Raw genomic sequence first — 25,900 nt, 5'->3', positions numbered from 1 at the left:
AGAGATGAAGAAGGTCTGGGTGTACCTGGTGTTGATCCTGTTGTCCCTGTTCGTCCTGGGCCCCTTCCTGTGGATGCTTTCCACCTCCGTCAAACCGGATGCAGAGGTCCTCAGCGCCATCCCGCACCTGTTCCCGGAGCACTGGGCGTTCGACAACTACGCCAAAGCCTGGGCCTCCGCGCCCTTCGCCCGCTATTTCTGGAACAGCTTTTTCGTCTCGGCGTTGGAGACGGTATTTGACCTGACGTTCGGTGCCATGGCCGCGTACGCCTTCGCCCGGATGGAGTTCTTCGGCAAGAACGTCCTCTTCGTCGCTCTGCTGGCGACGATGATGGTCCCCGGCGAAGTCCTGCTCATCCCGAACTACATCACCATCAGCACCCTGAACTGGCTGAACACCTACCCGGGTCTGATTGTCCCTTGGCTGGTGAGCGTGTTCACCATCTTCCTCATGCGTCAGTTCTTCCTTGGACTGCCCCGGGAGGTGTTCGAAGCCGCGGAACTGGACGGATGCGGCCCGCTTCGCACCCTGTTCGGCATCATCATGCCGATCTCCAAACCCATCTGGATCACCTCGGCGCTGATCAAATTCGTCGGAGCTTGGAACGCCTTCTTGTGGGTGCTGATCATCGCCAATTCGTCCGACTACTACACCTTGCCCGTCGGGCTCATCAACTTCTCGTCCGACGTGGGCACGGTGTACAACCAGTTGATGGCTGCCGCCACTTTCAGTGTGCTGCCGCTCATTGTCCTGTTTTTGTTCGGACAGCGATACTTCATTGAGGGCATCGCGCGCTCAGGCATCAAATGAGCGCGTTTTGCCGATAGAATGCCCTTCCCCGTGACGGGGAACCTGAGGGCAAAAAGGAGTTGTGACCGATGAAAAAGCGTTGGTTGGCCACCGGTGCAGCGGTGGTGCTCAGCACCACACTGGTCGCAGGCTGCGGCGGCCAGGCGCCCGGAAATGCGGCGAACACCTCCGGCAACGCGACGGCCGGTACGGCACCCGCCGGCCAGGTGACCATCACCTTCTACGAGGCGATGCCGGGCGCGCTGGGGGACGAGTTGAAAAAACTGACCGACCAGTTCCAGCAACAGAACCCGAATATCAAGGTGGAGCTGGTGTACAACGGCAGCTACACGACTCAGAAACAAAAGCTGACGGCCGCCATCGCGGCCCATAAGCCGCCGACCCTCGCCCAGGTGCAGGAGACGTGGGAGACCGAGTATTACAACAACGGCCTGCTTCAACCCGTCCAAGATCTGCTCCCCAAGGAGACCGTCGACGACCTCATTCAAATCTGGAAGGACGACAATTCGTACGACGGCAAGCTGGTCTCCGTCCCGTTCAATAAATCGGCCTACGTCCTGTTCTATAACCCGGATGACTTCGCGAAGGCCGGCATCACCAAACCGCCCGCCACCTGGGACGAGCTGGAACAGGACGCCATCCAGATCACCAAGGCGACCGGCATCCCGGGCTTGGCCTTCCAGGGCAACTATTACACCTTTGAGATGCTCTTGCGCCAGGCGGGCGGCAAGGTGTTGACAGACGACCAGAAGCAGGCGGCGTTCGGAGACGACGCGGGGAAGAAGGCGCTGTCGTTCATGCGCAAGCTGGTCATCGACGACAAGGCCGCGACGGCCATTGGCGGCAACGCCTATCTGTCGGATGGGTTCAACACCCACAAATACGCGATGGACCTCGACTCCACCGCCTCCATGTCGTTCATCAAGAATGTCAAATTCAAAGTGGCGCCTCTGCCGGGAGACGTGCAGAAGGCGGTGCCCACCGCCGGGACGAACATCGTCCTGTTCAAGGACGCCACGCCGGAACAGCAGCAGGCGGCCGCCAAGTACCTCGACTTCTTGATCTCGAAGGACAACACCATCGAGTGGGCCAAGGCAACCGGTTACCTGCCGGTACGCAAGAGCGCCCTCGACGACCCAGCGTGGAAAGCCGTCGTCAGCCAGAACCCGAACCTCGGGGTGGCACCCGGTGAATTGGAGAATGCCTACTTCTCGCCCCGGCTCGCCGAGCTGTACTCCGGCCAGAACGACGTTACGACACAGATCGGCAACATGCTGGCCGGCAAGCAGAGTGTGGACGATACCCTGAAGAAGAGCGTGGACGCCATCACCCAGGCGTTGGCGGGCAAATGACGGGGGTCGGGGTGCCGGCGGCCGGCTTGGAGCGCCTGGCCGGCTGCCGGCTGTTCATTTTCGATCTCGATGGCACCGTCTACGAGGAGACGGATCACTTCCGCTTCTACGAGGAGCAGATCGCGCGCGCGCTGACCCCGGAACGGGCGCAGGCCTTTGCCGCCGACGTCGAAGCGGCGTTGTCAGGCCGGCATACGCTGACCTACGGATCGAGCTACGATGCAGAGCAGGACCTGATCTTCAAGGGAGAGCGGGCCTATACCTGGACCGGTGAGCCGGTGTCCGCCTCCCCCTCCGCCCACCTCGCGCACATGGACGATCCGTGGGGTATCTACATGGCCGCCGGCCTCCACCACGGTGCCAAGCCTGATCAGGTTGAGGCGGCGTTTCTCGCCACGCGCGCCCACATGGAATCGCCCGAGTTTCAGATGCGGCCGCTTCCCGGGCTGCGCGCGGCCATCGACGGACTGCGCGCGCTGGGGCGCCGCTTTGCCCTCGCCACGAACAGCCCGGAGCCGGACAGCCGCAAGATCCTCGCCAAGCTCGACCTGACGGGCGCGTTTGACGTGGAGGTGTTCAACGCCCGCAAGCAGCATCTCGCTCGCGAGCACTTCACGCGGTTCCAAGAACAATTTCAAGTGCCGTTCGAACAGATGGTCAGCATCGGGGATCACTATCGCAACGAGATCGCGCCCGCCGCCGCACTCGGGATGGCGACCGTATACATTGACCGCTACCTGAGACAACCCAGACCGGATGTCACGGTGCAGGTGGCGCGCCCTGCGGACGTGGCCAAGGTTCTGCGGCATGTCACCGATCTCTGCAGCCCGGGGCGACGCTGAACCACACGCGGGTCACCCCTCGGGGGGCCCGCCCCCGTCCCCGGGGTCCCGCGGTGTCCCCGGGTTATGGGACGCAGCATGCGCGTTCTCCTTCGCCTCCGGCTGCCCGGCCTCCTGCGCAGCCGGCCGCTCCGACAGCGCACGTTTCAGGCGCCACCCCACCCATCCGACAATCAAGATGTACAAGGCGACGAGGACGCCGGTGACCCAGACATGCTTGTGCAAGTGGTGTCCCGCCAAGGTAAACGTCATGATGGCCGGCAATTTGCCCAGGGCCGTCGCCAGCGTGAACGCGGACATGGAGATCCCGGTCACTGCACTGGCGAAGTTGATCAGCGCGGAGGGAAAGATGGGCACCAGGCGCGTGAGCAGCACCGCTGCGAACCCGTTTCGGTCGAGGAAGCGGACGAGCGCTTCCCACCCCTTGTAACGCGAAAACAGGCGCTGGACGTGTTTCTGAAAAAACAGGCGCTCGAGCCAGAACTTGCTCACCGCGGCCAGCGTCGCCGCTGCCCAAGCGACGAGCAGCGCCGGCCAATAAGGAAGCACCGCACCCATTGCGGCGGCGATGACGGGGATGGGCAGCAGCGGAACGTACGAGACGACCACAATCAGCGCGAAGCCCACCACGGCAGCCATGGCGCCGCCCTGATGGATGACGTGCATCCAATGCGCGAACATGCCACCCCTCCTCGATGCCCCCGCGAAGACGTCCGGCGCGTTCGGCGGGCCAGCCTTCCCAAAACGTGCATTTCTGGGGCAACGGCGCGAACTCCTGCAGGGCGGAACCATCCGCTGTGATATTTCAGAATCCCGCGCCCACGCCCCCTTTTCAAACACGCCATCCCGTCTCTATAATGACGCTGCAGGTGCCGCGGTTCACCCCACGACACGGAACATCGCCTGTGAGAGAGAGGAATCATCCCATGAAAGCCAGACATTTTCTGCTGGCCGCGGCAGCGCTGTTCGGCGGCATTTGCACGCTGGGACTGTGGCTGGATCAACGCGCCATCCTGACGGAGACCCGAACGGGCGCCGTCGCCGGTACAACGCCGGTGCCTGAAAACTCTTCGAATCCCGGCGCTCCAGGCGCCGGGACCGTGGCCGGCACTAGCAGTTCGGCGGGTGTGCACCGAACGCCGCACGATCCGATGAACGATGCGGGCCCCAACAAGGTCCACCTGGGCTATCGGCCTGGCAGCGCAGGCTACGACGCCCTTCCGCCGGGGGTGTACTACCAGAACCGGGTCGTGGTCGTCACGTTCCATGACATCTCGCCGTCGTTCCGGTCCCGCTACACCATCACGCCGGCGCAGTTCGAAGCCGACCTCGACGCGATGGAACACGCGCATCTGAACGTCATCACCAACCGCCAGTTCATAGGATTCCTGCAGCATCGGGCGCACATTCCGGACAACGCGGTGCTGCTCACCTTTGACGACGGGTATTCAGACATGTACCAATACGCCCTGCCCATTCTGCGGGCGCACCACATGGAAGGGACATTTTTCGTCATCGTCGGCAAGGCCGACCAACCCGCGGATCACGCGGGAAACCTCGGATACATGACGTGGGCTCAGCTCGAAGCGATGCACCGGGCGGGCATGGAGATCCAGAGCCACACGTACAACAGCCACTACCTGGTCAACGTGAACGGGCACCTGGTGGCGGCGTTCAACACGCCCATCCCCGTGAATGGCCATATGGAGACACGCCGGGAGTACTTGACGCGCATTCAGGGGGACTTCCTGAAAGCCCGTGAGGAACTCGAGCAGCATCTCGGCGCGCCGTGCACGCAACTCGCCTGGCCGTACGGATGGGGGACCCTGACGGCGACGCACACCGCGCTGTCCGCCGGTTATCGTTACCTGTACACGACCACCCCCGGCCCTGTCACGCCCTGGACCGCACCGGACGCCATCCCGCGCATCGACATCGGCTACGACACCACCACGCCCGCGGAGGCGGTGAAGGACATCCTCGACACAGCCCGGGGATGAACCCGCTCACCGGTTCAGACCATCAGGCGCTGCAGGGTGTGCAGCCGCTCAACCGGGCGCCCGAAGCCCTCGGAGGCCTGCCGCTGCAAGGTGTTCAAATCCCCGTAGTGAGGATAGTGGGTGATGGCAAGCCGCTTCGCACCCGCCAGCTTCGCCACCTCGCCCGCCTGTCGGGCGGTGACGTGGCCGGCTTGCCGCGCCTCTTCCTCCTGGCCGTCGTACATGCTCGCCTCGCACACGAACAGGTCTGCCCCTTGCGCCACCTGCTCCAGCACAGGGGAGAGCGCCGAATCGGCGGAGAAGGCGAACACCTTTCCATCCCCCTCGAGGCGCACCGCCAGGCACTCGACGGGGTGCTCCGTGCGGGCGAATGACGCCTGCAGACCCGCGATCTCCAGCCGGGACGACGCGTCCAACCGCTGCAGGTTCGCCAGCGGTTCGTTCTGGAACGCTCGCTCCAACTCCGCCGGTCCGTGCGGCATGTAGATGTCCAGCGGGCGGGTCCGCTCTCCGCGCAGCCGCGCCAAGAGCAGCGCGTACTGCAGGACGCCGAGGTCGGCAACGTGATCGAAATGGTGATGCGTGACAATCACGGCGTCCAACGCGTGCACCGATGTGATTTTGAACAACTGGGCGAGCACGCCCGAGCCGCAATCCAGGAGGACCTGCCGCCCTTCATCCGTCTGCAACAGGAATCCGGTCGTCGCCTCGCCAGGGCCAGGGTACGTTCCCCAAAATCCGAGCACGTGAAGCTCCATCCTGTTCCCACCTTCCGCACCTCGTGTCGTATCTGAAGCACCGCCGCGTTCCGCCCGGACGCCACCCGTCCCATTCGTCCCCCGTTCCATGCCGGTTCCAGGGTGCCAACGCTTGGGACGCCCCCTCCATGCACACCTACCGCCGGGCGCCATATATGTAACTATACCCATCCTCCCGGACGGATGGCCAAGACCACACGAGGAGGGGTGTGCATGGCGTACCCGGCCATGTCCAGCATATACGCGCCGGTGTTGCACTACGTGGAGCGCAGCATTCACGCGGAGCAAATTTTCTGTTCCATCGTCACCGAGATGAAATTCATGCCGGCGTTCAAAGACGATCCGCACCTGACCGAGGTGCATAGGCAAAATTATGAGAAGTTCTACCGAAAGGTGAAACACCCATGGTGAGTAACTATCTACATTGTACACCTCGACGAATGAAAAACCCTCGCCACCCGGCGAGGGTCTGCTTATTCGGGTCACACCTAATCCCATGCCCTGTACAGAAACCACCTCACCACGTATCGGTCGGGATCAACTGCAGTGATCCTGGTGCCTGCGCCGGGTACAGGCTCCTTGACACGCTCCACGTCGTAGACCGACAAATTGATCGGAGTAAACAGCATAGGTCTCACCTATGTCGATCGTGGCAGTGCTGCGGGGATTTGGCCATAGGGGGATGATGGAAACACGAAGAAACCCACTCTTGCGAGTGGGCTTCAAGTGTTAAACGGCATGCAGATGTGAGTGGCGAGCATCGAGTAGAGCCTGCAGGCGTTCCGACATCTTCAGTAATTCGAGATTCGCGGCAGCCCGGATTTGCGGATTGCTGTGCTCGCGAAGTTCTGCCAGAGCCATGAACCGTTGGTACTCTTCTTCGGTGAATACCTGCTTTGCGAGACGCATGACGATCACCTCAGAAGACAACTTCGCCATGGATGGCCCTCCTCCCCGTCCCTGAATGGTGAATACTTATGATTGCTGATGGCCAATGATTCTACATATCGTGCGAAAACCCTTCGACCGAATTTATGAAATTTATAAGGCTCCTGTGGACCCGTCATTCTCAAGTGGAATGACATTCAAATTTTCCTGAGTAGCGGCCGGCTGAGCAGCACCATCGAGATGGTGATACTTTTTCGCAATAGCCTCCCATTGGTTTGTCACTGCTCCGGCCAGGTAACCATAGTAATCGCCCGCCCCTTCTGATCCGCCCTCCATGCGTTGAACCAGAAAAGAGTTCCCGCTGAGGCTTGAAATGAGAGCAATTACAGCCTGATGCGCCGTGCTTAGATCTGACGCCAACGTGACGACACCAACAAACGCCGCAACGGCGCCAACCAGATAGTGTTTGTACCGGAATGGATTTTCTTTGATGAGTCGTCTCTTATCTTCTGCGCTCAGGCCGTGGAACTGTGGATGATTGCCGATCCGTATGACGTCCAACGCATTGCGGCATTCAGCGCCGATGATGCCGCAAATAACCGACATCGCGATTTGCGTTAGCAGGTTCCAGTCCTCGGACGACAACAACTCTCCCTCCCAGTCCGTTGGCCTATATCAAGTCTATCACAATGTTGTCTATAAACAAAAAAGTCCCCCACCCGCGAACGGATGGGGGCCCGTCTGTCATACGCCCTGCTGTGCTTTTATCTGTACATACAGTTCCAGGGCCCGCCTCAGTGCCGGCTCATACCCGCCGAACCGCTCCCGGATCGGGGTAAGCGACGGGCCACCGTTGACTTCCCGCCACTGGAGATACGATTCCAAGCCCAGTTGTTGGCGCACGAAACGAAGCAGGTATGAAACAATCTCGCCGTCCGTGTACTCCGTTTGCGGGCCTGGCTCGTACCGCACCAGCCCGAGTGCCTGCTTCGCTTCGCCCACGCCCCCGAAGCGCATCCGGATCGTCTCGATGTGCGGGTACGTGGGGTGCTGTTCGCGCCACTCCAAGTAGTCATTTTCGCTGAATTGGAGTCCGTAGTCTTGCGCACAGGCCGCCAGAGCCGCGCGCAGATCGTCATCTGACCATCCTGGTGATGATGGATCTATCACGGGTAACCCGGCACGTTCTTTCGCTCTATTCCAGGTCCCACCGAGCTGGCGCGTGATTTTGGTACGCGGTGGCCTGTCTGGGTGCTGCCGCTGCCATGCGTCGTAGTCCCGCTTCGTCAGGAGCGGGCTGGTCTCCGCGGCTTCCCGAAGGGCCCTGATGCACTCTTCTTCTGTCGGGCCCTTGTCGCGCGGCGCGAATCCCATCTCATCCCGCAGCTTGCTCCATGGCTTACGGGTGTGGTAGTAGAGTGACATCTGCCTAAGCAGCCGGCCCTGCGCCGCATACGCATCCCATTCCGCCTGGGACGGCCAGCGCCCGAGGGATGCGGCATAGGAGCGCAGCGCGGCCAGCGACTGCTCCAGCCGCGCATTCTCACGCTTCGTGCCCATCTTCGTCTCCCGCCTTTCGCCTGGTCGGCCGGCTCTGTTCTCGGTCGATCACCCACTGTTTGCCCATCTGCCTCGCTCTGATGGCCCCGCTGGCGCAGAGTCGCTTCACCCAGGCGGGAGAAAGCCCCCACAGTTCGGAGGCTTCCTCCACGCTCATCACTTGCGTCAGCGGGTTTGGGCGAAAAAAGCGCCATCCCGATCCAGTTGAAAGTCCCAGTCAGGTCCCAGGGCCCGATACCCGGAGTCCGTGGGTTCGCCTGCCCAGTCCTCATCCCTGCCCGGGCGAGGCGGAAACAGGTCGGCGACGTCACCGCCGAACAGCGAGGTGATGATCTCTCTGTACCGCTCTGGCACCGCACCGAGGGCATCACGGTCCAGCCAGTCTTCGAGGACGCGCTGGGAAGCCACATCCACCACCAGCAGACCGTACTGCCCGTGATAGCTGTACACTCCGTCCCGTCCGTCGTAGAGGGCGGCGATCCCGGCCTGGTGATGCCGGACCGCCTCCTCATATGTGTCGCAGCACTCTACCCTGTCTGGGGCGAGTTCGGCGTCATCCCACGCGGCCCACCGACCGTCCGGGAGCCGCGTGATCCACCAGTCGACGTCGCCCTGCGCGTAGAAGTGTTGGGAAGCCTCCATCAGCGCCTCGTTGGTCGGAAACCCCAGGTGTGCGGCGAACTGTGACAGATCCATTGTTGTAACGCCCTCCTTCAGGCAATTTTCGCGGCGACATCCGCGACTGCGATCTCATATTGCCGACCCGCCCGAACCTCGACGAAGCGCCGGCCGACGTACGGCTCGTTCACCTCGTAGATCCCGTCCTCCTCCAATGCGAACGTGGTGTACCCCGTCTTCCCGCTGCTGCTCCAGTCGCGGGCCAGCGGAGCGAGAAACTCACGCTCGAAGTGGTACTTCGGATGCCGTCCGACGATCCGAGCGACCCACTCCCGGCCGCCGCTGGGCTGGTGACGGACGGTGAGCAGCACGCGCTTCGGCGCCTTCGCTTCAGCCCATGCCTGGCGGAGCGCCAGCGCCATCCGCGCCTTGTAGTCACCCTCCATCTGCCGCGCGAGTTCGTGCGCCCGCTTCATCACGTTCCGCACATCCACCTTCATCATCGTTCCCTCGCCTCCTGTTGTAGCGGTATCGCTACTTTCTGATTACAGTATACGAGTAGCGTTATCGCTAGTCAAGAGGGTAAGAGAAAAATTTTCTCGTTTTTGAGGAATAAAAAAATGGCCCCCACCCCGAAGGGTGAGGGCCGTGTGGTGAAGCGAGATCTGTCAGGCGGTCTGTTGAGCCTGGGGCTGAGTCTGCTGCGCCTGAGCCTGCTGCTGGGCCTGGGTGAACGCCGTCGCAGCCGCAAACAGCGGCGACGCCGCGGCCTCATCGGCCTCACGCTGCACCGCCTCCAGGGCCGCCGAGATCTCGTCCGGAGTCACGCCGGGAACACGGGCGGCTACCCAGAACGTGAGGGCCTTGCGCTGATCCTCGGAGACCGCCCCCAGGGCGACCCCAAACGCATGCAGCCCGACGGACGCCGCGTGGTACAGCTCCGACTGCCGGGCGCGCTCGGTGATCTGGGCGATCTCGTCTTTCAGACGCTGCTCGGCCTCCGTTACGGCAGGCACCAGCTGCCCGACGCCCTCGGCGACCTGCTCGGCGTCGCGGAGCAGGCGCGGACCTTCATGGACGATCTCCCGGACCACCGTGCCGATCCAACCCCGCTTATGCGCCACGATCACACCGCCGATTGCCACAGCGGCAGTCACCAGATCATTGGCAGCGTTGAGCCAAGAAAAGTCCATCATCCATCATCCTTTCCTCATTGAGTCGAGAATGCCCATTCAACCTTTGTCGCTTTGACGCCCGGCAACGCCGTCCACGGCAGGTATGTGTCGCCTCCATAGATCACCCCCTGCACGTCCTTTCCATCTATGGACATGACACCGTTGCCCTTGTAGTTGTACTTGGCCCCTGTGGCCTGCAGCGCCGTCCACAGCACGTAGGTTGATCCGCCCACCACGATGGCGCGGAACACCTTGCCATTGACCAGCACGTCATACGTCGCCTCCGGGGTGGTGATCGTGTGCTCCTGCAGCGGGTTCCCTGGCCACCACCCGGGATCGCGGAACACGTCATCGATGTCGACATGCACTCCAGCCGCCGTCGTGTCGACTTGTGACTGGTGCATACAGGAACGGGGCGAGATCTGACCGTAGGACCAGGCACAGGTCTGCCAGTAGTAGTCCGCCGCGACGTTGGAGAGCGTCCGGAAGCTACCGTACACGCCGAGCTTGTACGGGCCAAGGTTCCTCCGGACGCCATCCAAGTACAGCCGAATCTGTGGCATGTCGCGGTCGGCGGTATCGAAGTCCACGGCAAAATAGATTGGCGTGCCGGCCGGCTGCCCGAGCGCCTTGGCTTCGGTTACGGCCTGGGCGCCGTCCTGCAAGCCCTGGGAATACGTGAAATATGCCAGCTTGTCCCCAGCGCCCTCCCAGATGCTGATGATGGCCAAACCCGCGCCACGGATGGCCGATACCTCCCCGGGCGTGAGCGCCTTGCTCCACCCGTGCGTCAGGTGGCCCAGGTACCGCCCGACAGCGACGTATCCCGCGGCTTTCAGGGCCTTCGCAGAGGCTGCGGTCAACGGCGAGTAGCAATCCACGGCTTTTGCGATGATAGTCACGGTATCACCTCCTTACCATTTCACCGGCGGGATCTTGCTCGAGACCAATCCCAGCAGAAAGGCCACCACGGCGATCCCGCCGGTGACCTTGTACTGCCAATTGCGAAGCTGATCGATGTCTTTTCGCTGCGCCTCACACTGGGTTTCAAGTTGAGCCACTTTCTGCTGCAGGTCGGTGAAGCGCAGGTTAACCGACTCCTGAGAGGGGTAGCGGGCGTCCAGCTTTTCAATCAGCACGGCCACATTGCCGTCGAGTTTCTCAAGTGCACGTTCCACCCGGTCTAACCCCTCCTTCAGAGACTGAAAGCCAGCCTCCAGTGTCGATAGGCGCTCCTCTACTGTCACGGTCACTGTGCCTCTCTCCTTTCGTCGAGCGGCACCTGAAAATGCCTCAGCGCCAAATAAAGATCCTCCGGACTCGGCGGCGGCCAGCGCCTCAGCTTCTTCGACCGGAATCCCGCTTTCCGCAGATAGTACGCCACCAGCGAACTGCATATCTTCCGCCGCCGCTCCCATGACTCCACCCACCGCCGCGGCAAATGAATAACGCCCCGCGTGGCGTACCGCAGGGCGTCGTCCAGGATAAGCAGGTAGTCGTATCGTTGGCCTTGCAGGCTTCGGAGGGCTCGCAACGCCTCTCGTCGTCGGCCGATGTCGACGGGAGGCCGGAATACGTCGAAGTTTCCGGTGTCCGCCAGTGCCGTGATCTCCACCCTCAGCAGGGCTTCGATCTTCGCGTGGTCGCCCAACGCAATCGCAGCGTGGTGGTACATCACGGGCTGCGGACCATCCTCCAGTGTCTCGAAGAAATCGATTCCACGCTCCAGCAGGCCGGTGCCGTCGCGGAATAGGAGCACGTCGCCCGGTTGGATGCCTGGGACCATCCCTGAATCACCTCCTGAGCATGAAAAAGCGCCTTATTGGCGCGGATCGTGTACTATCTAAGCAAGGAGTGAAGCCACAGTGAAGAGCAACGAGCAAATCATCGAACTCATCAAGCAGCGCAAGTTTGACAGCGTGCGTTACGCAGCAATCGACCGCCTTACCTTAAACCGTATCGACGCGCAAGCATGGACTTTTCTCGGGCAGGCGATGGTTGGTCTGAAGCGCGGAAGGATGGCGAAACTTTGCTTTGAACGTGCCGCCCTGCTCGACCCGTTTGCGACGTGGATTCAACAGGCTTGGCGTGATGCGGAAGCGGCTGGCGAAGGTCGGGAGGATAAGGCGGTTCTGCGCCTTCTCGAAGTCCCGCATGTGACCGTATCGGCTTGCATCCTCACCCGCGACAGCAGTCGCACCATCCGTCAATGCCTGGAAGCGTTGCAGGGTGCTGTGGATGAAATCGTCGTCGTTGACACTGGTTCGACTGACGACACGGTGCAAATCGTAGAGTCGTTTGGGATACCAGTGCACAACTTTGAGTGGTGTGATGACTTTGCTGCGGCAAGAAACTATGCACTGTCGTTCGTCACAAGCGAATGGGCTATCGCCATAGACTCAGATGAAATCTTGTATCCAGAGGATCGCGACAACATCAGAATCGCTGCGGCACTTTTTACTGGACGTTCCCTGGCACTGACTGCTCTACAAATGAATCGCATCAATGGACAAATACATCCTCTCAAAATCACGAGGATGCATCAGCTAAGTGATGGCATGCGCTGGGCCGATCCTATCCACGAATTCCTTGAAACACACGATAGTCAATACATACAGACAACCCAAGTGCGAATTCGCTTTTTTCACGATGGGTATGACCCTGATGTGGTCTCCATCCGTGATAAGTGTCAGCGGAATATCGGGATTTTGGAGCGGGCTATCCATGATAACCCGAACAATGTTAGGTTTCACTACTACTTAGCTCGTGAATATTTCCATCTTGGAGAACATGAACAGGCTTTAGGGCACGCAAAGAAGGCGGATGAACTAAGCCGTTGCGAAGTAAAATTGGCGCTTGTTCCGTCTATCCGCAAACTTCTTTATGACGTATGTCTTGCCTGCAACGACAGAGAAACCGCAGCCGATGCCATTGAGCGACTAACTGCAGATTTCCCAGACTATCCAGATGGATGGTATCTCCTCGGCGTAATCCGAATGGGTAAAGGTGACCACATTGGCAGTCGATCATGTTTTGAACGCGCCATGCAACTCGCAAGCACGTACCGAGGCACAGCCGACTTTGATCCTTCCATAAGACAGAAGGCCGAGCACATGCTTCGCCAACTCACCACGTGATAGCATCGACTTGATCAACTGTCGTAGCCGCCTGCACCTGCTGGACCAACGAGTGATAGTGGGAATCCCACTGCAAATAGAAGTTCTGAGCGTCGATGCACAATGCCTTCGCAACATTGACATCGGTAATCGTGTAGGTATTCCCGGCCAGATCCTTGACCTGGACGCCGCTGGCCGGGAATGTTCCCGCGGCGATGACGCTCAGTAGCCAATTCCATTTAATCTGGCTCTTGTCGTCAAATGGCCAGGTGATAGATGTTCCGGTGGCCGACGACGTAAATCCGGCGTTATACGTGGCGGTGAGTTGTTGGTCCAGGAATGCAATCCTGGCCTGCTGTGCCTCAGCCAGTAACTGCGCATCCGTCACTGTCTTTACGAGCTGACCATTTTGGACTGCGTAATGATTCGGGTGTTGCCATGCGTCGGTCGCCGTGGGATCAGACTGATCGATAGGGCCGAGAACCGCACAGCCTTCGGGAATGTTCGTCCATTCAGTGGCGTTACCTAGATAAGGTGCTTCATATATTTCTCCCGTTGCAGTTGTGTATAAAAACCAGTAATTCATTTGTCACCCCTCCTTAGCTACCGATTGCAACCCAATAAATAGTATTTTTACCTCCGTAGTTTTCGGTCCAAGAAAACGATGCTGTGCTAACTGAAGTCACAGCGATAGCTGAACTTGCGTTATTACCTGCATCGCTACATGCGACAACAATGGGTGTACTTGTGAAAGGTGTAGGGAACGTAATGGTTCCCGATGATGCTGACGAGTACGATGTAATTCCGCTCTGCACCTTATATCCGCCGCTGATGGCTTGCAAAAGATTCTTCCCACCAGCTTGGGGTGTTCCGGAAAAGTTGGGACTGCTGATTGGTGCGTAGTAACTTGGCGGCTGTCCACCTAGTTTCGCGGAATCTGCAGCCTGGGCCGTGGCAGGAAGGTAGTAGCTTGGCGTTTTGCCCCCGAGTTTCGCAGAGTCTGCCGCCTGAGCGGTTGCCGGAAGATAATAACTCGGCGGATTCCCTCCCAGGTTGTCCGAGTTGGTCGCATGGATCGTCCCGCCTGTGCCGGCAGACAGCGTCCCTTCTACAGTGCCCGACTGCCCTGCAGGGAGATCAAAGCCCCCGCTAAATGTCTGCTTCGCCGTGAAGGTGTTGGCCTGGTCGGTTCGCGCGGCATGCGTGTACACCGGGTCATCGTTTGTAACAGCCACTCCACTGGTCCCCGTAGTCTTTACGAGGCCCGCTGTCGTGGGTGTGGCGCCTCCCGGATTGGGCGCGTGTTGCAGGTAGTTCGCCGGTATCTGACCATCCGGACCAAGGGGCGCCACGCCGTTTGGTGCGCCTACTTCCGCCACAGTGACGTACGTACCGTCCGGTACTGTCGCCGTGACATTGGTCGCATTCCCTACCGCGATGTTGATCTGGAAATTGCGCGCGAACGGTCCATCTGCATATGGCGGGAATGTATCTCCCTGTGTGCCTGCATTGGCGTAGGCGTACAGAATTTCTCCCAGGTCGGGATCCTGCGCAAAAAGTCCGATCTCGCACGTGTACGTCGACTGGGTGAGGTTCGTGTTTTGATAGATCCCGCGCACCAAGGCCGTTCCACCGCTGCTTGTGACGGAGTTGATCGTCACCCAGTCGATGGGGGATATGAGCGCAGTGAAAGTCGTAGGATCCTGCCCGCTTTGAAGTTGGCCCGAGCCGATCTGCATGCGTGTGAAGGTCAGAGTGGCGCCTGCTTGAACCTTGCTGTAAAGTGCTTGTCCACGCTGCGTCAGGACCATGTTTCCATAGACCGCCATGCGTCACCCTCCTTTTACGAAGATGGAACGGTGAGAGTTGTAACATCCCAACCAGTAACAAGCGCCGCCGAATACACAGGTTCGGAAATCACCGTGTTTGCTACGATGCTCAGAGTCACACCCATGGGCTTCGGTATGATGAGACCAGCCGTCACCAGTTCCACCGACATATTGTCGGTGAGATTCGTGATGACGGCCTGCATGGTCATATCTTGATCGTCGATGAGTTGCAATTGTGTACCTGGGAAGGCGTTGTCCCAGATGTCGTAGATCTGTGGAATGCTGCCATCCCACTGATTGCGCGCGATCTTTGCACGCAGGACCATCCGGTAGTGCTCGTCATCGAGGATGGATGATGAGTTAGTCAGCGGCACCCCGATGTTTCTCGGCTGGCCGATAATCTGACCCAGCACATCTAATTGAGCGCCGACCGCGGTGTCGAGATCGAACGCAGACGGCATGCTGGACAGCATCGTCATCCCATCATCGACTTTTTGCAGGGCGGCCGACAACCACGCCATGAACTTAGGCTGGGAACTATGCTGCGACGTGATGAGACTCAGATACTTAGAGATCGCCATGCTGCCTCACCGCCTAGCTCGTGAAGTTGACGGTCACGTAGGAGGGATTCCCGCGGGCCACCTGGTTGTACGCGATTGGAATGTCAGCCGTACCAAGCGTTTGGCTGTGCACAGCCGCCTGTAGACTAGTGATGCTGAACGTCGGGCTGCTGAGTGCCGCGTTGACCGACAAGGCCGCTCCCCACAGGCTTGAGATGTAGACGTCTCCGCCGATGGGAAGCCCGTTGAGGAAGTCGGCCACCGCACTTTGGATGGCTGCAGTTGTGTCCGACGTGTACCCGGACAATTGCTTGACGGTGATGGCGACGTCGATGTCCACATATGTCGGTACGTCATAGCGGATGGTTGTGGCTACACCGTAGGAGTCGGTGACCTGAACGGACGTAGATCCGACCGTCGCGCATCCTGGAGTCTTTCGGGTGAAGATCGCGTTGCCAATGTCTTGTGGCGTGCCACCCTCCACCACGCAGCAAATGGAGTGCGGTGGCAACCCGTTCGCATCAGTGGCGTTCGTGTCGTTTTCGTAGACCGCGAACCTTGTCACTCCAGCTATGGCGGCGATCGCCCCTTTCAATCCATCAAGGATGGATTGGCTGGGCTGTGCGGTGCTCATCACCTGCCGCGCGCGTAATTGCGCATCCGTTTCCACCGGGGATCCAACCGTCGCAGCGACCGTATTGGTCACGGCAGACCATCCAAGAGTCGGCGTCACAATGGTGTTGATGTCGCCAGGATTCGCGACAATGGCGCCTTCTGTTTGGCACGTGGCCTGCACGGTGATCGTGCCGCTGCTCGGGATGATGACCGGCGTCGGGAGAGACCAGTTGTTCCCGTTCACGTCTCCGACAACACCGTTGGTGATGGTTGTGCCCGGAGTTCCAGTCAGCACCACCGGGCACGTGGAGTACACGGCTGGTTTGCGCTGCAGACCATTTATCCCGACGATCACATCCAGCCCACTTCCGACCGCTGTGGCAGGCCCGCGGCTGTTGTAGACCGCCTGCGCCAGCAGGTATGAGTCGTAGATGATGCTCGCGAAGGCCGAGATCCATTGATAGTCTTGCGAGTCCGGCTGCAGATAGATGTCGGCGCCAAAAATAGATTGAGCATCGGCCACCAACTGATTCACGATGTCTTGATAGGTCGGGATGTGAATTCCCGTTGCGTCAATGTACGGAGCAAAATAGGCCACCTAGAAGGTCACCCCCTCCAGTACGACATCGCCATACTTCGTCTGCACAATACATGATTGAATTGCATACTCCCGGTTGGCGTAGCTGCTTTGGAAAGACTTGATCTGCACGACGTCCTGGACTTTCAGGATCGTCTCCTGAACCAGCATGTCGATGGCGCGGACATGTTCAGGCGTGCCCGGTTGACCCAGGATGCTCTGGAACAGAGGCAGCCCCCGCGAGGTGTCTTCCCACCACTCGCCTTGGAGCAGCCGAAGCGATGTATAGATGGCCTGCGCAACGGCGGTGGTGCCAGAATAAAAGTCGTTCGCGTTCCCGCCGAATGTATAGTCCCCGGTCGGAGACAGCTTGCGATAGATCAAGTCGACCACTCCCTATCCGATGACAGTCCCGTTCACCTTAACCGTGGAGGCCACCAGATCGATCTCCCCCGGCTTGACGCTGATGTAGGTGGCGCCGTCGTCCGTCCGTATCTGCAAGGCGTCCGTCGACCAACCGCTGAGTCTGCGCGGCTGTGACGTGACCCCGACGATGGCGAAGCCATCCGATAAGTCGTGCCGTCGGGTCTCCATCTGGTTCTGAACGCCACCATTCGCCCACCAGGCATCCATGCACATATCGCCGAAGACCACCAAGCACTCGTCTCCCTTTTGGATCGGGAACGTGATCGAGAATCCGCCTGCCCTCGGGAGCACAACCGGCACGTCGACCAAAAGCGGAAGATTGACCCATGAGTGCTCGAGGGTGTTGGGATCTTGGATTCGCTCACGGATGGCAGGCTGTACCGTAACCGTCTGCTCAACAGGATCAAAGGACTGGATGATGCCAGGGATGGCGACGCGAATGGTCCGCGCCCACGCCTCCATCATCTGGCGGTAGAACTCCTCTTCGTTATTAGGGATCCGTTGACTGATCGGAATAGCCATACCCTCACCACCTCACCACGGTGAAGCCGTCGTCGTGCTGATCATGCCGGGGACGCTCGGCGTGAGCGACCCGGGGATTCCGCCGGCCTGGGAGACGGTCACGCAACCGGTGTACCAATTCGTATCGCGCGTATCCCCGCTATGCTCCACGCTGATCACCCGGTAGATCCCTTCGCTGTCAAGGGGCCGCGGGACCTGACCAATTTGATATGCCTGAGCCTGGATAAGGCTGCTGTCGATATGCACGAAGGAGTTGATGGTCAAGCGCGGGTTAAGCAGGCACCGGAACGCCACGCCCAGGTCTTGCTGGGCCGGTTCTCCAATCAATCCGGACGCCGGGGTCAGGTCGAAAATCTCGCCCTGCGGCAAGTCTGTCGCGTGGATGAAGTTGATCTCCCCATTCTCAGCGTAGAACGCCATGCTGTTGGTCTGCGCGATCTGCCGCAGATAGTCCCGGGCCAGCCCAAACACAGCTTTACCACGCGGCAGTTGCGTCGTGCTCAGCTTGTCCGATATGAAGCCAAGGGGCGTGGGAACCGTCGTCTTGCTGGCGAGATTTTCGATCAGACTCCGTGCGGACTGGCCTTTGTTCAGCGTGAAGTTGGCGAACGCCTGATTCAGTTGGCGGTGCGAATCGAGTGCATACAGCGTCAGACGGTATGTCACGTTGTCGGCCTTGTCCCGGATGGGCAGGATGATGTCGCCATCGAAGATCACGCCATACTGTGACCCGACGTATCCCGCCTCGATCGTGATGTGGTCGCCCTCCAAAATGATGAAGTTCTCCGTGGTCGGGTTGAGGTTGTAAATCACGACCGTGCTGTAGTTCGGCTGTTGGTTGATGGTCTTCACGACGTCGAAGGACACATGCAGGTCCGACACATCCAGCGCGATCCCGCTCTTGTTGCTGACGATGATCCGATACCTGCGACCATACAGGATGTCGCCAGTGCGCTGGCTGTTAGCCACTACACTGTAGTTCGTGGGCGGGAAGCTAATCTGGTTGTTGATCGCCGTCTGGTCATCCTGCATGGCAGGGTAGGTGTAATTGCTTCCGTACGAATCCGCGGTGATCGTCACGTTCTTGCCGGTAATGGCGGTGTAGGACTGATACAGCAGATGACCGTCCCCGCCGTAGTGACCTTCATCCCACGGGCTTTGCACGATGGCCTGCAGTTGTGCTATGGGGTTGCCTGTTTTTGCGGCCGTGCGAACCCCGGCATAGTTGACGTCCGTATTGATCAGCGTGGCATACGCCTGGGCCCCCGCCGCGGGAGACGGAAAGATGTCGAATCCGTAGGAGTTGACCCCAACAGCTAATTTGTCGACGGCAGAGTTTCCGGGCCGGATACCTGCCGGGTTGTTGTTCGGCCAATTGGCGCTCCCGACACCTTCCTCGGCGTTCCAGTGAGCAAGGACAACATTTTGGTCCAGGCCCGTCGCCTGAGAGACCATCTGCGCCAGTTCTGCCACGTATGCCGAGATCGTGACCGCCATCGCATATCACCTCACGCCGCCGTATCGGACCACACCAGAACGTAATCACTGCCCAAGGAGTTGAAGTCGGGATCACCCGTCAACGCGCTACTGGCTGGCACGACATATGCGCTGCCGATGCCTAGGTACTGATACTGTCGCAAAAGGTTGGCGGCTGGGTATTGCCCGGTGACCAACGGCACACCATCCAGCAACACCGTGCCCGTCTTGTCCTTCACAGTCATAAACCAATAGCCGCCGATGGAGTTGTAGGTGAACTGGAACATCAGAGTGATGTTGCGCGAGTCGACGGGAAGCGTGCAGGACAGACTCTGGTTTGTTCCGGGAGTCAGCGGGATAACTACGCTGGCCATGGTTATCACCTCACTTGCTACCAGACAGTAACTGGCCGAGCAGAGACAGGATGGATGGCGGAACCGTCTGCGGCTGCTTACTCCCTTTCGCCGAGTTATCTGTCACCGCCGGGTTTGAGCTCACCTTCACGACCTGGACAGTCGCCACGAGCAACTCCTGCATATCCACCGTGCACCGCAGACCGGTTGCGGTCGTATAGTCCTCCTGAGTGGTTAAGGACCGGATCAGCATGTTCTGATACAAGCCCAATCGCGTGTACACCTGGATCGGCACCCGCAGGGCCTGGAGCTGCTGCAGAACCTTCCAGGCTTCCACAGAGCGAGAGGAGCCCCCAGAGAACTGGCCCGGTATGAAGCTTGTCGCCGCATCTGACATTCCCACGCTCATGGACAGCGTTCGAGGTTGCATAAACGCGTAGTCAGACACCGACGAACCGATCTGCACCGGATGGCTCGTGATCGTGAGCGTACTTGTGTGTGTTGTGTTCAGGATGGCGTCGAAGAACCAGCCGCCGATGTTCGTCTTCGCGTAGACCCAACTTTTGATGTTGGGTGCGGTGAGATCCAGGATGGGCGACGTACTGGAACTACTGCCGGTGTCCTGTGTGGACGCCGCAGCGGCAGACGTACGGAACTGCCACGTTCCATCGCTTGCCTTGGTCGGATTCGGATCGATGGTCGGGATCGATGACCACTGGATGTAGGTGTTCCCGTTGTAGGTCACCTGCGGCGGCTTGACGCCGTTGATCTCGACGTCTCCATACGCAACCTTAGTAAGGTTGCATCCTGTATCGCGCGCGACCGTCCAGATCAGGTATGTTACCCAATTGACCGCGATGGCCTGATAGGGTTTGCCATTGACCGTAGCCTTGACGGCTGGATACGTCGTGGTCATCGCACCATCCCCCGCAGATTCTGCATCAGGATAGGCGTCATCTGATTCTGGATGGCGTTCACTGTCCCCTGTGGGTCCGTGGCCTGTATGTGGTTAGTCTGGTTGATCGTGACGTTGTTGTTCGTGGTCGTCGTCGTGTTGGCAGCTGGCTTGAACATGTACGGGAAGGATGGCGGACCAATCGGAGGTCCCATGGCACCAGCCACGAAGTGCGGCGAGATAATACCGGCATTGGCCAGGTTCTGACCGGTCAACATCGATTTAATATCGTTCCAGGCACCCTGCCAATTGCCGCGCAGAACATCCGACACCAAACCGACAAGACCCGCCACTTCCTCGATAGCCATGGCGATAGTCTTGACGATGATTTCGACGACCTTGATCATGAGCATACCGAAGTTCTCGAGATCGGACTTGTTCTGACTGTTGGTCAGGACGCCGAATAGGTGTCCGATGGACTTGATCAGACCATCCACTGCATCCGCAACGTCCTTCACCGAATGGCCAAGCGCCGCAAAGGTTCCATTGTCGCTTAGCGTCTTGACCATGTTTTTGAACCAGCCCGCGACGTCTTGGAAGGTCTTGCCCAGCGCCTCGAAGGCCGACCGCACGCGTTCGCCGATGGAAGAGGCGTTGCCAAACTGTTTGAGGCCGTCCGTAACCTTCATTAGCCACTGCCACAGTGGACCGAGTGCAGCTTTTCCACCATGGATGTACGTCTCGAAGTCATCCAACAATACAACCACGGCGCCCAATGCGAACATGAACTGTCCAAACGGATTGGCAGCCAACGCGATTCCAAGCGCTGCGATAGCTGCGATTACTCCTTTTGACCAGCCGGGCATGTACGACAGAATCGTCTGCAGCCAGTGGTAGACACTGCTCAAGGCCGAGACGATGTACACCCCTGCCTGCATGAAAGACGCCATGACCTCAGCCACATGCTTGGTCCAGGACGGCATGTTCTTGATGATGATCGTATTGAGGGACTGCAACGCATTCCGGACGCTGCCGATGGGGCCCGCCATGTACTTGATGAAATAGTACCCGATCCATTGGAGGGCGTAGTACGCTTCCAGACGCATCTGCTTGAACTGGAGGGAGACCGATTGAACCATCTGTATCTGCTCGGTGTAGTCGGACGGCATCTGCCTCTGCATTTGCAGTGCCAACGCGTTTAACTGTTGGTACTGCTGCATCAATGTCGGGCTGAGATACAGCGCTTGCAGATTTGTGCCCATGGCCCGCAGCGTAGCGCTGAACGCTTGCGCCTGCTGTTGGGTGGTCCACATCTGTCGAGCCAACATCTCCATCTGGATCTGTTGGTTCCCGAGGCTGTCCAGAAACTTAGCAGTTCCGGCGACGGTTGCCGTGACCAAGCCAGCCATGGCAAGAGACGCCTTTGCGAAACTGGCAACGGCCGCGGGTGCAATTTTGGCCAGCCCCTTTTCAATAGACTTCACCGCCTTGTTTGCCTGGCCGAAAGAGTTATTGTCCACTTGGAAACCGAGCGACACCAGGTATTCCTTGATGGTCTCAATCATGCGTCTCACCTCCTAACTGAAAACTCTCGCCAACATGGCATGTGCTGGTATACTATGTCGTCAAAGGAGGGGTAAGGATGAGATACTTCCTGGCTATCGTTCTGCCGCCGGTAGCAGTGCTTTTCTGTGGCAAGCCATTGTCAGCCTTGCTTAACCTGATCCTGTGGTGTTTCGGTTTGATACCCGGCATCGTTCATGCCCTATTCGTGGTCAAGAGTTTCTACGAAGAGCGAGCATTGAAGCGTGTCGAGCGCGCCGTTATCGCCTCAGCACGCGTCAGCCATAGGGACGCTGTCGGAATCTCTCAGCAGCTTCGCGAGCGCGCCACTCATTCTCGAAGCGAACACTGAGCATCTCGTGCGCGTCCAACAGGTCGTCGATGTCGAACACGTCCTCCACGAGATCCCGATGCGTCCAGAATCCCGCCATTACTGGCGCGTAGAGGAACTCGTCGACATTGACCAACCTTACTGGGGTGTAGCCAAGAGGCCGCCAACCAAGCCCTGCAACGGGCTTCCGGCGAAAAAACTCTGCAGATTGAAAATGAGCGCGTGAGCAGTCAGCGCCAGCACGGTCACCGTATCGTCCTCGAGGTTGAGAACGCCGAAGGACCCGTTGTCATTCAGGACCGGCACGAACCCGGACGGCAGGTGCTCGCTGCATACGCGCAAGCATTTCTCCTGGATGTAGTTGAAGTCGGACTCGGAGAGCGTGATCAGCTTCGCGATCATCCCGAAGACATCCAGCCCGTTCGACGCGACATCGCTGACGTCCTTGACGTTCTGCACCTGGTTCAGGTCCAACCCCTGAAACATCGGCGCCAGGATGCTCATCACCTTGATAAGAATGTACGAGCCATCACGGGCGCTGAACTTGCGGATCCGAAATTTACGGCCGTTGATTTCGACGTCCTTGTACTTTTCTCCCATGCGTTATCCCCCTCACGCCACAAACTCGTCGATGTTGGCGGCCATGATCTCCCATGTGACCTTCTGCCCATCTGCCTCATACGGGCGTTCCGGCCGGATTTTGAATGCGCAACCCGTCGCCGTAATCAGGTCGCCCATGATAGGCGAGCGGATGACAATGGACATCTGAGCCCATTGAGATGTGTCAGCCGTGTACAGATAGTTGTAGGAGTTGCGCAGCCACTGATCGAAGCCGCTGGTCTGCTGGATCTCGAATGCGATGGTGCCGTTCTTCCCGATGGTTTTGGTGACCATGACGGACCCATCAGCGGCGACGTCATGCTTGGTGTTTTCGGTGGCCATTGTGACACGGATGCTGCCAAGGCCAGCGCCGTTGGCCACATATTGACCGAGGGACGGATGAGATACCACAGCGGAGACATCAGCAAAGCTGTAGGTTGTCATTCCCAAGGTCAGTCACCCCCTCACTGGTTCACGATGACGCCGATGACCACATGCTCGACGGCGCCGGCCATCTTCAAGCAGACATAGATCGGCGGCGATTTCCGCGCGTCACGGTCGGCCTGAGACTGGTTGGCGAGCGAATCCGCCAGCACCAGGTAGCCGGACGCAAGTGTGTCTCCGGTGTTGAGTTTCCCGAGCACCGGAGCCGCTTGCCACACACCAGGCGCGATCATCCCGCGGATGCGGGCCCGTTCGCACGGCGCCGTGATGGTGTTGACCAGCATCGTTACGCCATCCTCGGTCTGCGGAATCTTCGGGCTCTGGGTCAGCGCGTTCATCACGGACGTTTGGATGTCGGCCGTGATGACATCCAGGTTCAACACCTCGTCAAACGGTGTGCCATCGGCCATCGTTCCCTGCCGAAGCAGATTGTACTGGCCGCCGTAGTTGGCGTAGATGTTGCCGTTGTAGCCGAGGATAGCGCTGGCCTGGGTGCTGGTCAGATTCTCCGGTGTGACTCCAGTCAGGTTCTTGTAAGCGAGAGTGAACGCGGAACCGGCCAAACCTGTGTTCAGACCCATCGCACGGCCAAGCAATGCGGCACCAGCATATTGGGACGTGCTGTACATGCCAAGAGTCCGGTGATACTTGTCAGACTGCAGAGTCGACATGACATTCGGCGTGGTGCCGGACGCGACGTTGGCATCTTGGGTGTCGTAGAAGAAGACGGACGCAGGTGAAGCCGTCTCAATATACTGAGCGACGGCCTCAATATCCGCGTCCTGTGCGCCACATACATAGCAGCCATACCACGTGCTATCGGCGGCGCGGCACGCCTGCACAGCCTGCAGAGGAGTTTCTGAGGCGGTCGTATCTTGACGGCCGATGACCACTGCAGACGGGGCAGGAGATTGCTCAAAATATGCCTGCGCGGCCTTGTATTCCGGTTCTGTGCCTGTCCAACCATCTGACAGCATGTCGGTAGTGCTGTTGTATTGGCGTGTCCGGGTAGCGGTTGGAATGACGGTCGAAGCGCCCACGATTAGCCCGACATTCATGGCGTTCGGGCTTGCAGCCGACGGCGAGACCTCGACCGTAATGTTTACGATGTCGGCAAGTGATAGGGTCAACAGGGTTCACCTACCCTTCAACGATTCTCACGTCCGAACCTGTGATGTACGGGACGGACGTCTGACGGATGACCAACTGATTGAAGTCTGCATACAACGTCGCGCGACTCCACCACTGGCCGTTGAACAGTTCAGGCACTCGGATCGGCATTGGTACATCAGTCACCAATCCGAGGTTGTTGGCGGCCAGTGTATCGGTGGTGGAAGGCTGAAAGAGCGCTGCGCGGATGATGTCGGCACGCTCGAAGGCGTTGGGTCCATACAGTGTCCAGGACACACGAACGCTGTCTATGTAGGAGTGCGCCATGTTCGCATTGTCCGGGTCCAGCGGACTGTATGAGCGCTCTATTTGACGAGTGATTGGGTTGTCAACATACGTCACGAGCACGAAGCAAACATCATCCGTGATATGCCACGCCGGGGCACCGTCCATTGGCCATCCAATACGAACGGCTCCCGGATCTGTTACTCCGAGAGCCTGACTGGTCCACGTCTGAAAGATGTCCTCGATCTGTTGCACGGTGAGCACGGTATCTGCCATCACACATCATCCATCCGCACGGCGATGCACTTGTAGTACCCGTAGTCCGCATACGGCCAAACCTTCGCAGCCCGGTACCTCTGACCTCGCCATAAAATCTCGTCTGATGTACCTCCGGCGTTCGTGATCATCAATGGCTGGGCGGTGTAGACACAGATGGCCCCGCGCTGGCGGTCGCCCTCCGGCACCTGTTCGACGTCCGTCTCGCTTGGCACGGTGATAACACCAGTCATCTGTATAGGGGTTTCCGTGCCGTTCCAGCGCCCAGCCACCCATGATCCGCCCTTGCGATAGACGGTGAAGGTCTGCGCCATCCGTCGGCTAGACAGCACGCGCGAAAGCTGCATCATCGTTCCCTCACCACCCAAGTGATGGCCTTGCGCATCTCGCCGGTGTCAATGAGCGGTCGGTCGCTGCCCTTGGCTTTGATGGTGGACGGCGCATTGGGCGGCCAACCATTGCGCGGGTCCGTAAACCAGTTGAATGCTGCGTCCCGGGCTGTCTTACCGGCGGCATCCAGGTATGGACCCGGGTCGTCTCCGTTCAGCGCCGCATCAGTGGCCTTCTTGAACCACTCGGCGATCTTGGGTTTGACAGTGGCAATGGACGGTTCCAAAACCGGCCGCGGCGGGATCTTCCAAAGAGGCGAACCATGCTCATGGATGAACAGGTCATACGCCTTGCTATACGGCACGCCGCGGTCCAAATCCGGCTGCATGGCCTCGCGCATGGTTTGCGAGCGTACACCATGCTCGTGGATATAGAGTAGCTGGGCATTGGTGATGGGGCCGTCCTCACGATCGCTGCCTTGCGGGATGCCGACAAGCACATCTGTCTTGGCGAGCGTATGGAGGGCCTTGGCTAGAGAGGAGGTCTTGTCCAACCTTAAGGAGACCTTTACCATCGCCTTGAGCAACC

Annotated in this window: 35 protein-coding genes; 7 read left to right on the top strand and 28 right to left on the bottom strand. The window is 59.2% G+C overall.

Features of this window, described 5'->3' with window-relative positions:
• Positions 1-4: 4 nt before the first annotated feature.
• From BM357_RS07380 to BM357_RS07370, 3 genes are all read left to right on the top strand, one after another.
• On the top strand, positions 5-811 hold the full coding sequence (locus BM357_RS07380) for a carbohydrate ABC transporter permease (RefSeq protein WP_074951140.1): 807 nt from the start codon (positions 5-7) through the stop codon (positions 809-811).
• Positions 812-879: 68 nt separating this feature from the next.
• Entirely contained in the window at positions 880-2,163 is a 1,284-nt protein-coding gene (locus BM357_RS07375; protein WP_074951138.1) for an ABC transporter substrate-binding protein, read from the top strand.
• Positions 2,160-3,005 (top strand): HAD family hydrolase, encoded by an 846-nt coding sequence (locus BM357_RS07370; RefSeq protein WP_074951136.1) that lies wholly within the window; start codon positions 2,160-2,162, stop codon positions 3,003-3,005. The genes BM357_RS07375 and BM357_RS07370 overlap by 4 nt, the downstream gene beginning before the upstream one ends.
• Positions 3,006-3,017: 12 nt before the next feature.
• Here the strand turns inward: BM357_RS07370 and BM357_RS07365 are convergent, their stop codons facing one another.
• Positions 3,018-3,686 carry a TVP38/TMEM64 family protein gene (locus tag BM357_RS07365; RefSeq protein WP_074951134.1) on the bottom strand — a complete coding sequence of 223 codons (669 nt, stop codon included), beginning with the start codon at positions 3,684-3,686 and terminating at the stop codon, positions 3,018-3,020.
• A gap of 245 nt (positions 3,687-3,931) precedes the next feature.
• Between BM357_RS07365 and BM357_RS07360 the strand changes: the two genes are divergently transcribed.
• Complete coding sequence (locus tag BM357_RS07360) at positions 3,932-5,005, top strand: polysaccharide deacetylase family protein (RefSeq protein ID WP_074951132.1); 1,074 nt, start codon at positions 3,932-3,934, stop codon at positions 5,003-5,005.
• Between the two features lie 14 nt (positions 5,006-5,019).
• Here the strand turns inward: BM357_RS07360 and BM357_RS19795 are convergent, their stop codons facing one another.
• Positions 5,020-5,763 carry an MBL fold metallo-hydrolase gene (locus tag BM357_RS19795; protein ID WP_074951130.1) on the bottom strand — a complete coding sequence of 248 codons (744 nt, stop codon included), beginning with the start codon at positions 5,761-5,763 and terminating at the stop codon, positions 5,020-5,022.
• A gap of 213 nt (positions 5,764-5,976) precedes the next feature.
• Here BM357_RS19795 and BM357_RS19790 point away from each other — a divergent pair, with 213 nt between their 5' ends.
• Positions 5,977-6,174 (top strand): hypothetical protein, encoded by a 198-nt coding sequence (locus BM357_RS19790; RefSeq protein WP_074951128.1) that lies wholly within the window; start codon positions 5,977-5,979, stop codon positions 6,172-6,174.
• 318 nt (positions 6,175-6,492) lie between these two features.
• Here the strand turns inward: BM357_RS19790 and BM357_RS07345 are convergent, their stop codons facing one another.
• The 10 genes from BM357_RS07345 to BM357_RS07300 form a co-directional block, all read right to left on the bottom strand.
• Entirely contained in the window at positions 6,493-6,702 is a 210-nt protein-coding gene (locus BM357_RS07345) for a hypothetical protein (RefSeq protein WP_074951126.1), read from the bottom strand.
• Between the two features lie 102 nt (positions 6,703-6,804).
• Positions 6,805-7,296, bottom strand: coding sequence for a hypothetical protein (locus tag BM357_RS07340; protein ID WP_074951124.1), 492 nt, complete (start codon positions 7,294-7,296; stop codon positions 6,805-6,807).
• A 99-nt stretch (positions 7,297-7,395) separates the two neighbouring features.
• Complete coding sequence (locus BM357_RS07335) at positions 7,396-8,211, bottom strand: hypothetical protein (RefSeq protein WP_074951122.1); 816 nt, start codon at positions 8,209-8,211, stop codon at positions 7,396-7,398.
• Positions 8,195-8,368, bottom strand: coding sequence for a helix-turn-helix domain-containing protein (locus tag BM357_RS20685; protein WP_083430275.1), 174 nt, complete (start codon positions 8,366-8,368; stop codon positions 8,195-8,197). The genes BM357_RS07335 and BM357_RS20685 overlap by 17 nt, the downstream gene beginning before the upstream one ends.
• An 8-nt stretch (positions 8,369-8,376) precedes the next feature.
• A complete protein-coding gene (locus BM357_RS07325) occupies positions 8,377-8,907 on the bottom strand; it encodes a hypothetical protein (RefSeq protein WP_074951120.1) in 531 nt (176 codons plus the stop codon).
• Positions 8,908-8,924: 17 nt separating this feature from the next.
• Positions 8,925-9,332: a hypothetical protein gene (locus BM357_RS07320; protein WP_074951118.1), complete on the bottom strand. Its 408-nt coding sequence runs from the start codon at positions 9,330-9,332 to the stop codon at positions 8,925-8,927.
• Between the two features lie 165 nt (positions 9,333-9,497).
• Positions 9,498-10,022: a hypothetical protein gene (locus tag BM357_RS07315; protein WP_074951116.1), complete on the bottom strand. Its 525-nt coding sequence runs from the start codon at positions 10,020-10,022 to the stop codon at positions 9,498-9,500.
• Between the two features lie 17 nt (positions 10,023-10,039).
• Positions 10,040-10,906 carry a DUF1906 domain-containing protein gene (locus BM357_RS07310; RefSeq protein ID WP_074951114.1) on the bottom strand — a complete coding sequence of 289 codons (867 nt, stop codon included), beginning with the start codon at positions 10,904-10,906 and terminating at the stop codon, positions 10,040-10,042.
• Positions 10,907-10,918: 12 nt separating this feature from the next.
• Positions 10,919-11,257: a hypothetical protein gene (locus tag BM357_RS07305; protein WP_074951112.1), complete on the bottom strand. Its 339-nt coding sequence runs from the start codon at positions 11,255-11,257 to the stop codon at positions 10,919-10,921.
• Positions 11,254-11,790, bottom strand: a complete 537-nt coding sequence (locus BM357_RS07300) for a hypothetical protein (protein ID WP_074951110.1) — start codon at positions 11,788-11,790, stop codon at positions 11,254-11,256. The genes BM357_RS07305 and BM357_RS07300 overlap by 4 nt, the downstream gene beginning before the upstream one ends.
• A 79-nt stretch (positions 11,791-11,869) precedes the next feature.
• Between BM357_RS07300 and BM357_RS07295 the strand changes: the two genes are divergently transcribed.
• A complete protein-coding gene (locus BM357_RS07295) occupies positions 11,870-13,141 on the top strand; it encodes a glycosyltransferase family 2 protein (RefSeq protein WP_074951108.1) in 1,272 nt (423 codons plus the stop codon).
• Here the strand turns inward: BM357_RS07295 and BM357_RS07290 are convergent.
• The 10 genes from BM357_RS07290 to BM357_RS07245 are packed head-to-tail and all read right to left on the bottom strand — an operon-like array spanning position 13,131 to position 21,938.
• Positions 13,131-13,706 (bottom strand): hypothetical protein, encoded by a 576-nt coding sequence (locus tag BM357_RS07290; protein ID WP_074951106.1) that lies wholly within the window; start codon positions 13,704-13,706, stop codon positions 13,131-13,133. The genes BM357_RS07295 and BM357_RS07290 overlap by 11 nt on opposite strands.
• A gap of 13 nt (positions 13,707-13,719) precedes the next feature.
• Positions 13,720-14,949, bottom strand: coding sequence for an H-type lectin domain-containing protein (locus tag BM357_RS07285; RefSeq protein ID WP_074951104.1), 1,230 nt, complete (start codon positions 14,947-14,949; stop codon positions 13,720-13,722).
• 14 nt (positions 14,950-14,963) lie between these two features.
• Positions 14,964-15,530: a baseplate wedge 1 family protein gene (locus BM357_RS07280; protein ID WP_074951102.1), complete on the bottom strand. Its 567-nt coding sequence runs from the start codon at positions 15,528-15,530 to the stop codon at positions 14,964-14,966.
• Between the two features lie 13 nt (positions 15,531-15,543).
• Positions 15,544-16,722, bottom strand: a complete 1,179-nt coding sequence (locus BM357_RS07275; protein ID WP_074951100.1) for a baseplate J/gp47 family protein — start codon at positions 16,720-16,722, stop codon at positions 15,544-15,546.
• Positions 16,723-17,085: a contractile injection system sheath initiator gene (locus BM357_RS07270; protein ID WP_074951098.1), complete on the bottom strand. Its 363-nt coding sequence runs from the start codon at positions 17,083-17,085 to the stop codon at positions 16,723-16,725. It abuts the gene before it with no gap.
• Between the two features lie 12 nt (positions 17,086-17,097).
• The gene (locus BM357_RS07265) at positions 17,098-17,649 is read right to left on the bottom strand and encodes a Gp138 family membrane-puncturing spike protein (RefSeq protein ID WP_074951096.1); all 552 of its coding nucleotides are present in this window, start codon (positions 17,647-17,649) and stop codon (positions 17,098-17,100) included.
• Between the two features lie 12 nt (positions 17,650-17,661).
• The gene (locus BM357_RS07260; protein WP_074951094.1) at positions 17,662-19,146 is read right to left on the bottom strand and encodes a phage protein; all 1,485 of its coding nucleotides are present in this window, start codon (positions 19,144-19,146) and stop codon (positions 17,662-17,664) included.
• 11 nt (positions 19,147-19,157) lie between these two features.
• Positions 19,158-19,499, bottom strand: coding sequence for a phage baseplate plug family protein (locus tag BM357_RS07255; protein ID WP_074951092.1), 342 nt, complete (start codon positions 19,497-19,499; stop codon positions 19,158-19,160).
• Between the two features lie 10 nt (positions 19,500-19,509).
• Positions 19,510-20,394, bottom strand: a complete 885-nt coding sequence (locus tag BM357_RS18940; RefSeq protein ID WP_083430274.1) for a phage baseplate protein — start codon at positions 20,392-20,394, stop codon at positions 19,510-19,512.
• A complete protein-coding gene (locus BM357_RS07245) occupies positions 20,391-21,938 on the bottom strand; it encodes a phage tail family protein (RefSeq protein WP_074951090.1) in 1,548 nt (515 codons plus the stop codon). Before BM357_RS07245 ends, BM357_RS18940 begins: the two co-directional genes overlap by 4 nt.
• A gap of 77 nt (positions 21,939-22,015) precedes the next feature.
• On the opposite strand from BM357_RS07245, the gene BM357_RS20680 reads away from it, so the two are divergent.
• Entirely contained in the window at positions 22,016-22,288 is a 273-nt protein-coding gene (locus BM357_RS20680; protein WP_074951088.1) for a YqaE/Pmp3 family membrane protein, read from the top strand.
• Positions 22,289-22,405: 117 nt separating this feature from the next.
• On the opposite strand, the gene BM357_RS07235 is transcribed toward BM357_RS20680, so the two are convergent.
• Genes BM357_RS07235 through BM357_RS07210 form a run of 6 tightly spaced genes read right to left on the bottom strand, consistent with a single transcriptional unit; the run spans position 22,406 to position 25,898 of the window.
• The gene (locus BM357_RS07235) at positions 22,406-22,867 is read right to left on the bottom strand and encodes a phage tail assembly chaperone (protein WP_074951086.1); all 462 of its coding nucleotides are present in this window, start codon (positions 22,865-22,867) and stop codon (positions 22,406-22,408) included.
• Between the two features lie 12 nt (positions 22,868-22,879).
• Positions 22,880-23,311 (bottom strand): tail tube family protein, encoded by a 432-nt coding sequence (locus BM357_RS07230; RefSeq protein ID WP_074951084.1) that lies wholly within the window; start codon positions 23,309-23,311, stop codon positions 22,880-22,882.
• Between the two features lie 20 nt (positions 23,312-23,331).
• Positions 23,332-24,441, bottom strand: a complete 1,110-nt coding sequence (locus tag BM357_RS07225; protein ID WP_074951082.1) for a DUF3383 family protein — start codon at positions 24,439-24,441, stop codon at positions 23,332-23,334.
• A gap of 10 nt (positions 24,442-24,451) precedes the next feature.
• Positions 24,452-24,982 carry a phage neck terminator protein gene (locus tag BM357_RS07220; protein WP_074951080.1) on the bottom strand — a complete coding sequence of 177 codons (531 nt, stop codon included), beginning with the start codon at positions 24,980-24,982 and terminating at the stop codon, positions 24,452-24,454.
• Positions 24,982-25,329 carry a hypothetical protein gene (locus BM357_RS07215; protein WP_083430272.1) on the bottom strand — a complete coding sequence of 116 codons (348 nt, stop codon included), beginning with the start codon at positions 25,327-25,329 and terminating at the stop codon, positions 24,982-24,984. The genes BM357_RS07220 and BM357_RS07215 overlap by 1 nt, the downstream gene beginning before the upstream one ends.
• On the bottom strand, positions 25,329-25,898 hold the full coding sequence (locus BM357_RS07210; RefSeq protein ID WP_217647677.1) for a phage virion morphogenesis protein: 570 nt from the start codon (positions 25,896-25,898) through the stop codon (positions 25,329-25,331). The genes BM357_RS07215 and BM357_RS07210 overlap by 1 nt, the downstream gene beginning before the upstream one ends.
• Positions 25,899-25,900: the final 2 nt, after the last annotated feature.

The sequence above is a fragment of the Paenalicyclobacillus macrosporangiidus genome (assembly GCF_900116805.1).
Taxonomy (GTDB): Bacteria; Bacillota; Bacilli; order Alicyclobacillales; family Alicyclobacillaceae; genus Alicyclobacillus_H; species Alicyclobacillus_H macrosporangiidus.
Note: the sequence above shows the minus strand (reverse complement) of the source record. Positions and strands in the feature narration are given on the sequence as shown.